Genomic DNA, 12,101 nt, shown 5'->3' on the forward strand with positions numbered 1-12,101 from the left:
TACGCGGCTGCCCCGTATCGTCGGGGCATGCGCCCGGCCCTCGAGCACGTCGGCACGACGGGAGGGCTGTCGTGGAAGCGGCACCTGTTCCGCAGCCGCGCGTTCGCGTTCAGCTGGCACTTCCACCCCGAGGTCGAGCTGACGCTGATCACCGCGGGCACCGGGACGCGCTACGCGGGCGACAGCATCGAGCCGTACGAGCCGGGCCAGCTCACCCTCCTCGGCGCCGGTGTGCCGCACGCCTTCGTGTCGGCGGCGCCGGGACGGCACGAGGCGGTCGTGGTGCACTTTCGGCCGGACTTCCTGGGCCCCGGACTGTTCGACGCGGCGGAGTTCGCCGGGGCCGGGCGCCTGATCGCCTCCGCCGGACGCGGGCTGGAGCTGCCCGCGCCGCCGCCGATGGTCACCCGGCTCACCGAGCTGACCACCCGGACCGGCGCCGACGGCACGCTCGGCCTGCTCGACGCCCTGGTCAGGCTGGCCGACGGCGCACCGGGGCGGCCACTGGCCGGCGCCGGCTACCGGCCGCCCGGCCGGGCGAACGGCCGTCGCATGGACGACGTCTTCGGCCATCTGCACGCCCACTACGCCGAGCCGATCGCCGTCGACGACGTCGCCGCGGTCGCGCACCTCTCCCCGACGGCGTTCAGCCGGTTCTTCCGCCGCGCCACCGGCCGCACGTTCACCGCCTACCTCACCGAGCTGCGCGTCGGCGCCGCGTGCCGGCTGCTGTCCGAGACCGACCGCGCGATCTCCGACATCGCCGCGACCTGCGGGTTCGGCAACCTCTCGAACTTCAACCGGCGCTTCCGCGAGCTCAAGGCCATGACGCCGCGCGAGTACCGCGCCCGCTTCGCCGACGGCGGCGGCTGACGGCGGCGGCTGTCGGAGCCGAGTGGCAGAGTGGAGGTATGTACCGCGAACGCCCCTCGCGCATCCCGCACGCGGTGGTCTGGTCGTCGACGGTGCGCTCGGCCGAGTCGCACCGGGTACTCCCCGACGGCTGCCTCGACCTGCTCTGGTCGAACGGCCGGCTGACGGTCGCCGGGCCCGACACCGTCGCGCACATCGCGTCGTGGCGGCCGGGCACGCCGTTCGTGGGGCTGCGCTTGGCGAGTGGGGCGGGGCCGCGGGTGCTGGGCCTGCCCGCGCACGAGCTGCGCGACCAGCGGGTGCGCCTCGACGAGCTCTGGCCGGCCGCGCAGGTGCGCCGGCTGACCGAGCGGCTGGCCGAGGCGTCCGATCCCGGCGGCCTGCTCGAGGCGGTCGCCCAGGGCCGGCTGGCCGCGGCGGCGCCGGCCGATCCCGTCGTCGAGCGGGTGGCCGAACGGCTGGGCCAGGGGTCCACGGTCGGCGAGGTCGCCGACGAGGTCGGGCTGAGCCCCCGGCAGCTGCACCGCCGCAGCCTCGACGCGTTCGGGTACGGGCCGAAGACGCTGGCCCGCATCCTGCGGCTGCACCGCGCGCTCGAACTCGGGCGCTCCGGCACGGCCGCGGCCGAGGCCGCCTACGCGGCCGGGTACGCCGACCAGGCGCACCTCTCACGCGAGGTGCGGTCGCTGACCGGCGTCACCCTGACCACCCTGGTGGCCTGACCCACGGCAAAGCGCGTCAGCTCGCCGGCAGCGCCGCATACAGGTCGACGCCGTTGCCGTCCGGGCCGAGCACCACGGCGTAGCGCTGCCCCCAGAACGCGTCCCACGGCGCGAGGTGCGACTCGTACCCGGCGGCGGTGAGCTTCTCGTACAGCTCGTCGACCCCGGCCGGGTCGCCGCAGTCGAACGCGAGGTTGGCGCCGCTCTCCTCGGGCGGCGTGAAGCCGGGGTCGAACGAGGCGATGGTCGCGTGGGTGTCGAGCAGGAGCTTGACCCCCGGCGCGAGCTCGATCTCGACGTGCGGCGCGTCCTCGGCGCCGTCCGGGACGTCCAGTCCGAGGGCGCGGTAGAACTCCAGCGAGCGTGCCATGTCGGCGACGGGGAACCCGATGGCGGCGAAACGTGGCTGTGTCATGCCACCGACGCTACGGCCCGGCGCGCACGCCGTCTTGAAGGAATCGGACGCCGCTACGCTGAGGTCGTGGCGCACCCGCGGATGTACAGCGACGACGACCCGTACCTCGCTGACCTGCGCGCGGCGTGCCTGCGCTTCCCCGAGGCGGTCGAGGTCGAGGCGTGGGGCCGGCCGACGTTCCGCGCGGGGAAGAAGATGTTCGCCGTCTTCGAGGGCAACGACGACCACCCGTTCGCCGTCATCGTCAAGCCCGACCCCTCCGACCGCCCGGCGCTGCTGCAGGAGCCACGGTTCTACGTGCCCGCCTACTACGGCCCCAGCGGCTGGCTGGCGTTCGACCTCACCGCCGCCGAGGTCGACTGGGCCGAGGTCGGCGAGCTGCTGGACGGCTCCTACCGGCAGGTCGCGCTCAAGCGGATGCTGAAGGCGCTGGACGCTGGCTGATCCGCGTCGCGGCGGAGGTACTGTCGAAGGCGTGGCAGTACGTATCGAGCAGGTCGACCTGCCGGGCATCGGGGTGCGGCACGACGTGCTCACCGAGACCGGCCGCCGCGTCAGTGTCCTGACCCACCGCTCCGGCGAGCGCACGCTCGCGGTGTTCGAGGTGGACGATCCCGACTCCTGCCGCGACCCGGTCACCCTCACCGACGACGAGGCCGAGGCGCTGGCCGAGCTGCTCGGCGCGTCGGTCATGCTCGGGCAGCTCTCGGCGCTGCGCGAGGCCGCGGGCGTGTACACCGAGCAGATCGTCATCGCGGCCGACTCCCCGTTCGTCGACCGGCGACTCGGCGACACCCGGGCCCGCACGCGCACCGGCGCGTCCATCGTGGCGCTGCTGCGCGACGGCAGCGTGGTCCCGTCGCCCGGGCCCGAGACGCGGCTGCAAGCCGGTGACAACGTGGTCGCGGTCGGCACCCGCACCGGTCTGGACTCCTTGACGCGGATCATCGCCGACGGCGCGAACTGACCGCCCGCTGCCCCCATGGCGGAGACGACCACGCTGCTGATCGAGATCGGCGCGCTCCTCTTGGGCATGGGCCTGCTCGGGCGCATCGCCGGTCGCGCCGGGGTATCGCCGATCCCGCTGTACCTGCTGGCCGGGCTGGCGTTCGGGCAGGGCGGGCTGCTGCCACTGTCGGCGAGCGAGGAGTTCTTCGAGGTCGGCTCCGAGGTCGGCGTCATCCTGCTGCTGGTCATGCTGGGCCTGGAGTACTCCGCCGGTGAGCTGCTGACGAGCATTCGCCGGTCCGCGCTGGCGGGGCTGCTCGACGCCCTGCTCAACGCGCTGCCGGGGGCGGCGCTCGCACTGCTGCTCGGCTGGGGCCCCGTGGCCGCCGTCGCGCTCGCCGGCGTCACCTGGGTGTCGTCGTCGGGCGTCATCGCGAAGGTGCTGCGTGACCTGGGCCGGCTGAACAACCGCGAGACGCCGGTGGTTCTGTCGATCCTGGTCATCGAGGACCTCGCGATGGCGTTCTACCTGCCGCTGCTCTCGGCGCTGGTGGTCGGGGCGGGGCTGGCCGAGGGCGCCCGGACCATGGCCATCGCCGTCTCCGCAGCGCTGGTCATCCTGTTCGCGGCGCTGAAGTACGGCCGGGTCATCTCCACCCTGTTCTCGCCGCGGCAGCGCGAGGCTCTGCTGCTGGGCGTGCTGGGGCTGACGATGCTGGTCGCCGGCGTGGCCGAGCAGGTCAACGTGTCGGCGGCCGTCGGCGCGTTCCTGGTCGGCATCGCGATCTCGGGCCCGGTCGCCGAGCACGCGTCGGAGCTGCTGACGCCGTTGCGCGACGTGTTCGCGGCGGTGTTCTTCGTCTTCTTCGGGCTGCAGACGGACCCGGCCGAGATCGGGCCGGTCCTGCTGCCGGCCCTCGCGCTCGCGATCATCACGATCGCGACGAAGCTGCTGACGGGCTACCTGGCCGCGCGGCGGGCCGGGATCGGCGAGCCCGGGCGGTGGCGGACCGGGCTGGCGCTGGCACCGCGCGGCGAGTTCTCCGTCGTCATCGCGGGGCTGGCGGTGAGCGCCGGCATCGAACCCACGCTGGCGCCGCTGGTGACGACGTACGTGTTGATCACCGTCGTGACCGGACCGCTGCTCGCGCGGCTGCCGGAGTCGCCGCGGTTCCGGGCGGCGCTGCGACGGCGGATGCTCAGCCGAGACCGGGGAGCAGTACCGCCGCGCCGGTGACGGCGTCGCCAGCCAGGTCGGCCAGGGCTCGGTCGGCCCGGCCCAGCGGATAGGGCGTGGTGGTGACCTGCAGGCGGTGCGCGCCGGCGAAGCGCAGGAACGCCCGTGCGTCGTCGCGGGTGTTGGCGGTGACGCTGCGCAGCTGCCGCTCCTGGAACAGGTGCCGCTGGTAGTCCAGCGGCGGAACGTCGGTGAGGTGGATGCCGGCGACCGCGAGCGTGCCGCCGCGGTCCAGCGCCTCGAGTGCCGTCGGCACAAGATCGCCGACCGGCGCGAACAGGAGGGCGGCTTCGAGCGGCTCCGGCGGCGGGTCGGCGGCGCCTCCGGCCGACGCGGCGCCCAGCTCGAGCGCCAGCGCCCGGGCGGCCGGGCTGCGGGTCAGGACGTGAACGGTGGCACCTTGGGCCAGCGCGACCTGCGCGGCCAGATGGGCGCTGGCGCCGAACCCGTAGATGCCCAGGCGCCCGCCGGCCGGAAGCTCCGCGCGGAGCAGCGCGCGGTAGCCGATGATGCCGGCGCACAGCAGCGGCGCCAGCTCGGCGTCGTCGTAACCGGTGGGCAGCGCCAGCGCGTAGCCGGCCGGGACGGTGGCGTACTCGGCATACCCGCCGTCGGCGTCCCAGCCGGTGTAGACCGACGCCGGGCACAGATTCTCGGCGCCCCGGCGGCAGTAGGCGCAGGTGCCGTCGGTGCCGCGCAGCCAGGCGATGCCGACGCGGTCGCCGGGGACGTGCCCGGCGTCGTCGGGTGCGGTCACGACCTCGCCGACGACCTCGTGGCCGGGGACGACGTGCGGGCGGTGCACCGGCAGGTCGCCCTCGGCGACGTGCAGGTCGGTGCGGCAGACGCCGCAGGCCAGGACGCGGACCAGCAGCTCGCCAGGGCGGGGCTCGGGGACCGGCTCGTCGACGAGGGTGAGCGGCCGGGTCGCCATGGGCCCGGGCGCCGTGACCCGCCAGGCGCGCATCGTCAGTCGAACGTCAGCAACGCATCGACGTCGACGGTCACCGGGAACGGCCGCTCGAGCGCGATGACGCCCGAGCCGCGTGCGACCTCCTTGTAGGCCTCGCCCACCAGCTCATACGCCACGAACCGACTGTCGTCAGAAGCCGCCGGGTCGATGATCCAGTACGCCGGAATGCCGGCGTACTGATAGTCGGCGACCTTCCCGATCCGGTCGGTGCGCCGCGAGCCGGGTGAGACGACCTCGACCACCAGCCGCACGTCGGCCGGGTCGATCCGCGGCACGTCCAGGTGCGCCAGCGCCCGCGGGAACACGACGACGTCCGGGCCGCGCTCCGTCGGCGGGAACTGCGCCTCGATGGTCACGCCGATGTGCTGAAGGGCGACCAGGCCGTCGGGTAGCTGCGCGTGCAATCGCGTGACCAGTCGCTGCGCAACCAGCTGATGTCCGACCGACGGGAACGAGTTCATGACGATCGTCCCGTCGACGAGCTCCCAGTACCGGTTGGCGTCGGTCTCCTCGAGTGCATCCCAGTCCTCGATGGTCAGGAGCTCCATGGGCACGGTGACCGTCGTCATCGGTACCTCCTTCGCTCGATCGTGTTCTGACCTTCGAGTCATACCGTCACGATACGCAGTTCCGCACCTTCGCGCAGTTGCCCGAATCCGCCGGCCCGGTTGCCCGAACCGGCGGATCCGGCGTCCGGAAACTTGCCCGAACCGCTAACTCCCCAGGCCGACGTGCGAACCGGGCAGCAGCACGTCCGCCTTCACCGGAAGGTGGTCCGAGGCGTCGGTCGTCACCACCGCGGCCGTCCGGGTGATGACGTCGCCGGACGTGAGGACGTAGTCGATGCGGGCGTTCGGGTCCTCGGCCGGGTAGGTGTGGCCCTCGCCCGCGCCGCCGGCCTCCCACGCGTCCACGAGGTCGTCGACGAGCTCGCGGATCTCCGGCGCCGTCGGCACCGCGTTGAGGTCGCCGAGCAGCACGACCGACTCGTCCGGCTCGCCGATCAGCTCCTCGATGGCCGCGACCTGCTCGAGCCGCTCGTTGGCGTCGTTGTGCTGCAGGTGCGTGTTGTAGACCGTCGCCCAGACACCCCGCACGTTGATGCGGGCGCGCAGCAGGCCGCGCTGCTCGTGCCCCTCGTACTTGGGCAGGAAGGTGTTGTCCCACTCGCGGATCGGCCGCTCGCTGAGGATGGCGGTGCCGTACTGACGGCGCGGCTGGCCGGGCTCGAGCGGGTCCTGGTCGAGGTTGGCGCCGTAGACGACGTGCATGTCCAGCTCCTCGGCGAGCCAGGCGGCCTGGTCGACGAAGTCGCTGCGGGCGCCCCAGTGCCGGTCGACCTCCTGCAGGCCGACGACGTCGACGCCCTCGGACTCGATGACGTCGGCGACGCGCTGGAGGTTCAGCTGGTCGTCGGTGCCGATGCCGGCGTGGATGTTGAAGCTCATGACCGACAGCGGGCGGTCACGCGGCGACGGGTCGGCCGACGAGGCGGGTTGTGCGGTCGCGGCCATCAGTCCCAAGACTGCCAGAGCCGCGGGCACGGCGGTGCGGAGCATGCGCATGGGGGAATCCCTTCGACGTCACGGGGCACGTGCCGTCGAGCTTTCCCACCATGGATGACTTGTAGACAAACCTGCCGGAAACGGTCAGTCAATGAGCCCGTCGATCGGGTCGCCGGAGCGCACCTGCCACGTCGGCACCCGCAGCACCCGGGTCACCGGCGGCAGCCCCGACTCCGGCACCAGGCCGGTCAGCAGGCGCCGCCGGCGCAGCAGCAGCCGCAGGTGGCGAGCGGAGTCCTCGCCCGGCCAGCCGCGGTCGATCAGCACCGCGGTGCTGCCGGACGGGGTGCGCACCAGCACGTCGACGCGGTAGCCGTCGACGACGGCGTTCGGCTCGACGTCGGTGTGCCCGGCGGCAGCGAGCCGGTCGCACAGCAGCTCGATCAGCGGGTCGGTGAAGACGGCGGACTCCAGCGGCGCCGGCGGGTTGGGCCGGACGTGGAAGGACCGGACGGCCGACATCCGCGCCAGCAGCGCCGGGAGCCCGGCCTGGCGCGACCAGAACCCGTGCTGCCCGACGGTGACGACGTGCGCACGCGTGCGGCTGATGGCGGCGCTCCACAGCGGGGCCTGGGCCAGCGCCCAGCGGACCGTCGCCGCCGGCATGTCCTCGCCCGCGACCAGCGACAGCACGACGGCGTCGCAGTCGACGGGCTCGCCGTCGGCCACGCACACCACCGGCACCGGCTCGAACCGGAACAGCGACCGCAGCTCGTCGGCCTGCGCCCGGAACGGTGTGACGACCGCGATGGTGGCGTCCTCGGGGAGCTGCTCGCGCAGTTCCTTGACCGCCCACACGACGCGGTCGATCTCGGCCTGGTTGCGCCACGACCCGCCGTTGGCGCCGCGCTCGGGCGTGCCGGTGACGTCCTCCCAGAGCAGCAGCGTGGCGTCGCCGGTCTCGGGGTCGAGCGCCCGGGGCAGCGCGCCGACGTCGGTGACGACGGTGAGCCGGCCCTCGTAGCAGTGCTCGTCGACGATGCGGGCGATGCCGGGGTGCGAGCCGTCGTGCTCGTCGAGCAGCAGCGGCTCCTCGACGTTCGGCAGTGCGGCGTCGTAGACCGAGTCGCCGCGGAACGACAGCCGCCGCTCGGCCAGGAACCCGGCGGAGAGCCCCGCGGCCCGGCGCGCCCGACGCAGCCGGTGGTCGCTGAGGCCGGGCGCCCGGACCTGCTGGCGGGGGTCGCCGACGATCAGCGCCCGGCGCGCGCGGAACAGCAGCGGCAGCGCGGCCGAGACCGGCGCGCGGTGGGCGTCGTCGATGACCACGAGGTCGAACATGCCGGCCTCGAGCGCCAGCTGGCCGGCGTCCTCGAGCGTGACGGCCCAGCCGCCGAGGTGGCTCAGCAGCTCGCGGTGGCTGGTCTGCCGGTTCCGGCCGCCCGGCTCAAGCGCGATGCGGCGCGCCTCGAGCCGCTCGCGGGCGGTCGCCGCCTGCTCGCCGACGACCACCGAGACCAGCTCGGTCGACAGCTCGGCGACCCGGGCGGCGAGGTCGCGGCCCTCGCGGTCGAGGGCGTCGTCGGTGACGGCGAGCACCTCGCGCTTGTCCTCGCGCAGGCGCTCCTCGGCCCGGGCGAACAGCAGCAGGGTGTCGTAGGCGGCGGGCTCGAGCAGCGCGTCGCGGACGGTGTCGCCGTCGGCCCCCGCCTCGGCGACGGCGTGCACGTACGCGAGCACCAGGTTGCGCCGGCGCAGCCCGCCCATGAGGTGCGTCTCGGTGAGGGTGCGCGCGCGGTCGATCCAGTCGCTCAGGCCCGGGTCGTCGTCGCGCCAGGCCGCGGCCAGCACGTCCGCCGGCACGCCGAGCCGCTCGGCCGCCGTCGCCCGCGCCGTCGTCGTCTTGCGCATCAGGATCTCGAGGTCGTTGCGCTCGGCCAGCCGCTCGCGCCAGGCCTTGACCTGCGCCTGGGTGGCTGCCAGCTCGGCGGCCACGGAGCCCCGGGCCCGGCCGCGCCGCTCGTCCTTGGTGGAGCGCAGCAGCTCGCGGACCACCTGCTTCTCCTCGGCCCGCGCCTGCGCGTCGCCGGTCTTGACCAGCAGACCGGTGGTGAGGGCGCCGCACCGGTCGGCCAGCCGCTGCAGCGCGGCGTCGTCGGCCGAGGCCACGAGCACCTTCTGCCCGGCGGCGACCGCGGTGGCGACGACGTCGACGATGACGTCGCCCGCCCCGGTGCCGGGCGGGGCGGTGACGACGGTGAGCGGCCGCGACATGGCTGCCGCGACCACGGCCTCCTGGCTCTCGTTCAGCTCGGCCGGCAGCACGGGGGTGACGAAGGAGCGGGTGGTCGTGCGCAGCCCGACCGGCTTGCCCAGGAACTCCAGGGCCGTGCCCGGGACGTCGGCCAGCCGCTCGGCCAGCTCGCCCAGCTCGGCGGCGACGGCCTGCTGGGCGGCGCGATCGGACTCGGCGTAGAGGACGCCGGCGGTGTTGTGCACGCCGGTGCGGTTCGCGGTCTTCAGCTCGACGGCGCTCAGCGCGGCCGGGTCGAGCGCGTCCAGCTCGGTCAGCCCGAGCCGCTTCAGCAGCTGGCGGATCGCCACCAGCATCTGGTCGCGGTCGCCGGGCTTCCAGCCCTGCCGCCAGGCCGCCAGCAGGCTGGCCGCCTCTTGGTCGTCGAGGCAGGCCTGCAGGACCCCGGCGTGCGGCAGCACCGGGCCGGTCGGGCGCAGCGCCGCGGCCCCGCGTGCGTCGACGGTGACCTCGGCGCGGCGCACCAGCAGCGGCGCGACGGTCGACGAGGCGAGCGGGTCGCCGGAGTTGCGGCGGCCGGCGCCGGCGAGCGTGACGAGCGGGTAGCCGTACCAGACGTCGCGCTCTTTCCAGTCGAACGTGTCGACGCCGGCGGGCGCGAGGGCGGTGGCCTCGACGCCGCTGAGCAGCAGCTCCGCGCCGTCGGCCATGGGGAACCAGTCGGCCGCCTCGCCGGTGCGGCTGGGCAGCGCGCCCGGCGACGGGGCCTCCGCCAGACAGGCGCGGTAGTAGGCGATGACCTCGCGCCAGCCCGGGTCGGCGACCTGGTCGCCGTGCTCGCCGTCGGCCGTCCCCGCACCGCCGGCGGACGCGCCGGTGGCCGGTGCGGCGGGCGCGAGGGTGGCGGTGGCGCCGCCCCAGCCGCCCTTGCCGCCGTCGGGGCCGCGGCCGCGCACACCGTCGGCGTCGCCGTCGAGCAGGCTGAGCGCCCGCACCGCGGACCGCGCGATGACGTGGTTGCCGGCGACCGCCAGCGTCGACGTGGCCGGCAGCTGCTCGGCCCGGAGGCCCTGCTCGGTGAGCCGCTCCGTCAGGTAGGTCGCGAGGTCGTCGGCGGTGACCCACGGGCCCAGGCCGCGCTTGACCCGCCCGGTGCGCAGGCCCTCGACGATCTCGCCGGTGAACCGCGTCGTGCCGAGGCGCGCGACCGGCTCGGCCATGGCCGCCGCCGGCTGCGGCACCTGCGACGCCGAGATGACGTAGACACCGGCCGGCTCGAGCATGACCTGACGGCGCTGGACGGCGAACCGGTCGGTCTCGGCGCCCGGCAGGCAGGTGTCGAGGAGCACGACCTTGCTGGCCGCCCGGCACTCCTGCAGCTGGTCGCGGAGGAAGTCGGCGGGGATGGCGGTGCGCTCGAGGTCCGCGGGGTCGGTGTCGGCCGCGGCGAGGTAGAGCCGGCCGTCGGCCGCGGACACCTGCGCGTAGCCGGTGAGGTACACGAGGACGGTGTCGGCCAGCGCGCGCTCGTCGAGGAACGTCTCGATGGCCCGCATGACCTCGCCGCGGCTGCCGTCGGGCACCACCTGGCACGTGTCGACCATGCCCACGTCGGCACGCTCCAGGACCTGCCGCAGCTGCCGCAGCCCGGCCGCCGCGGCCGGCAGCAGCGGGTAGCCCGCGTGGTCGTGCACGGCGGTGCCGACGAGCAGGGCCGCGCGGTCGCCCGCGGGCAGCTGCCGGCGGTCCGGAACCGCGGGCGCGACAGCGGACTCCGCGGCCGACGGGAAACGCAGGGACGCGTCCGGAGTCCGCCTCGACGACACCGGAAGTGTGGCGGTGGCCGGACGGACTGCCACGAATCGGTCGCGGACGTGATCGGCCCGCACATTCATCGACAGCTCGTTCATCAGGCTCCCTCGCGTCTGGCCTGGATGGCGGCGAACACCCCGTTCACCTGCAGTTCTCTCGCAGACTAAGTACGCATCGCGACGTATGTCGGGTCTTGGAGCAATATGGTCCGAACACCCGATGGAGTACTCGGACGAGAGGATCGTGGTGATCTAGAAAGACGTCCCGTATAACCCCGCGCGCATTCGATCATGAGAATTCCGGGTTGTCATCCCGAACCGGGACCGGTCAGTCCGCGGGCCACCGCGAGCACCCCCGCCTGGAACCGCGTCCGCGCGCCGAGTGTCTCCATGAGCACCGCCAGCTGCCGGCTCAGCGTCCGCGGGCTCACTCCCAGCTGGCGGGCGATCGCCTGGTCGCCGAGCCCGGCCACCAGCAACGGCACCAGCGCTGCGACGGCCGCATCCGCCTCGCCCGCGCCGGTCTGCTGCCCCGTCCCCTCTAGTCCGGCCAGCGGCAGCGCGAGGTCCCACAGCACCTCGAACAGCGACACCAGCGCGTCGACGAGCGTCGAGGCGTGCACCACCAGCGCCTGCTCGGCACTCTGCTCGAAGCTCAGCGGCAGGATGGCGACCTCGCCGTCGGCGATGGCCATCTTCAGCGGCACCACGGGCGACGTCCGCGCCTCCTCGCCGGCGTCGACCAGGCGGCGCAGCTCGTCGAGGCGGCCGGGCCGCTCCAGCCCCTCGGGCGCGTAGATGCCGCGGCAGCGGACGCCGCGGGCGAGCAGCTCGTACTCGCGGTCGTTCGGCTGGTCGAGCGTCTGCGCGTACGGCGGCCGGTCCAGCACCAGCAGCTCACGCGTGACCGTCTGCTCCATCTGCATGAAGCGGTGTGCGACGGCCGGCCTGCCGCGGACGATCTCGATGAGGTCGCCCGACTCGTGCACGTGCTCGGCGGACATCTCCTGCAGCAGGCCGCGGGCCGACTCGCGGGCCAGCGCCAGCTCCTGCTGGCGCTGCGCGACCAGCACGTCCACGGCGACGTCGGGGCGGGCCGGCAGCAGCCGCACCGGCGTCCCGGCGAGCCTCGTGACCAGGCCGAGCTCCTCGAGCCGGCGCACCGAGCGCCGCAGCGTCGATGCCGCGTGCCCGGCGAGGTCGGCGAGGTCCTCGGAGGTGCTGCCCGGGTAGCGCAGCAGCGTCCGGTACACCTCTTCGTCCAAGGGCGTCACGCCCAGTGCCTGCAGCATGGCGAGATGATGCCATGGCGAGCACTCGCCAGGCCCAGCTCTGGTGCCACCGAGCGCCCGGACCGAACACT

At 74.2% G+C, this 12,101-nt stretch carries 11 protein-coding genes; 5 read left to right on the plus strand and 6 right to left on the minus strand.

What is annotated here, in order from left to right; all coding sequences use genetic code 11:
• Positions 1-27: 27 nt before the first annotated feature.
• Both HD601_RS05175 and HD601_RS05180 read left to right on the plus strand, forming a co-directional pair.
• Complete coding sequence (locus HD601_RS05175) at positions 28-873, plus strand: AraC family transcriptional regulator (protein ID WP_184819927.1); 846 nt, start codon at positions 28-30, stop codon at positions 871-873.
• 38 nt (positions 874-911) lie between these two features.
• The gene (locus HD601_RS05180) at positions 912-1,595 is read left to right on the plus strand and encodes a helix-turn-helix domain-containing protein (RefSeq protein ID WP_184819929.1); all 684 of its coding nucleotides are present in this window, start codon (positions 912-914) and stop codon (positions 1,593-1,595) included.
• Positions 1,596-1,611: 16 nt separating this feature from the next.
• Here the strand turns inward: HD601_RS05180 and HD601_RS05185 are convergent, their stop codons facing one another.
• The gene (locus HD601_RS05185; RefSeq protein ID WP_184819931.1) at positions 1,612-2,010 is read right to left on the minus strand and encodes a VOC family protein; all 399 of its coding nucleotides are present in this window, start codon (positions 2,008-2,010) and stop codon (positions 1,612-1,614) included.
• An 81-nt stretch (positions 2,011-2,091) separates the two neighbouring features.
• Between HD601_RS05185 and HD601_RS05190 the strand changes: the two genes are divergently transcribed.
• Genes HD601_RS05190 through HD601_RS05200 form a run of 3 tightly spaced genes read left to right on the plus strand, consistent with a single transcriptional unit; the run spans position 2,092 to position 4,195 of the window.
• Entirely contained in the window at positions 2,092-2,454 is a 363-nt protein-coding gene (locus tag HD601_RS05190; protein ID WP_184829459.1) for an MmcQ/YjbR family DNA-binding protein, read from the plus strand.
• A 31-nt stretch (positions 2,455-2,485) separates the two neighbouring features.
• Positions 2,486-2,977, plus strand: a complete 492-nt coding sequence (locus tag HD601_RS35410; protein WP_184819933.1) for a cation:proton antiporter regulatory subunit — start codon at positions 2,486-2,488, stop codon at positions 2,975-2,977.
• 15 nt (positions 2,978-2,992) lie between these two features.
• Entirely contained in the window at positions 2,993-4,195 is a 1,203-nt protein-coding gene (locus HD601_RS05200; protein ID WP_184819935.1) for a cation:proton antiporter, read from the plus strand.
• Here HD601_RS05200 and HD601_RS05205 read toward each other — a convergent pair.
• The 5 genes from HD601_RS05205 to HD601_RS05225 form a co-directional block, all read right to left on the minus strand.
• Positions 4,158-5,162, minus strand: a complete 1,005-nt coding sequence (locus HD601_RS05205; protein WP_184819937.1) for a zinc-binding alcohol dehydrogenase family protein — start codon at positions 5,160-5,162, stop codon at positions 4,158-4,160. The genes HD601_RS05200 and HD601_RS05205 overlap by 38 nt on opposite strands.
• 2 nt (positions 5,163-5,164) lie before the next feature.
• Positions 5,165-5,737, minus strand: a complete 573-nt coding sequence (locus tag HD601_RS05210; RefSeq protein WP_184819939.1) for a Uma2 family endonuclease — start codon at positions 5,735-5,737, stop codon at positions 5,165-5,167.
• Between the two features lie 144 nt (positions 5,738-5,881).
• Complete coding sequence (locus HD601_RS05215) at positions 5,882-6,682, minus strand: endonuclease/exonuclease/phosphatase family protein (RefSeq protein ID WP_221440548.1); 801 nt, start codon at positions 6,680-6,682, stop codon at positions 5,882-5,884.
• Positions 6,683-6,817: 135 nt separating this feature from the next.
• On the minus strand, positions 6,818-10,837 hold the full coding sequence (locus HD601_RS05220; protein WP_184819941.1) for a caspase, EACC1-associated type: 4,020 nt from the start codon (positions 10,835-10,837) through the stop codon (positions 6,818-6,820).
• Positions 10,838-11,046: 209 nt separating this feature from the next.
• Positions 11,047-12,030, minus strand: coding sequence for a winged helix-turn-helix transcriptional regulator (locus tag HD601_RS05225; protein WP_184819943.1), 984 nt, complete (start codon positions 12,028-12,030; stop codon positions 11,047-11,049).
• Positions 12,031-12,101 lie beyond the last annotated feature (71 nt).

The sequence above is a fragment of the Jiangella mangrovi genome (assembly GCF_014204975.1).
Classification (GTDB): Bacteria; Actinomycetota; Actinomycetes; order Jiangellales; family Jiangellaceae; genus Jiangella; species Jiangella mangrovi.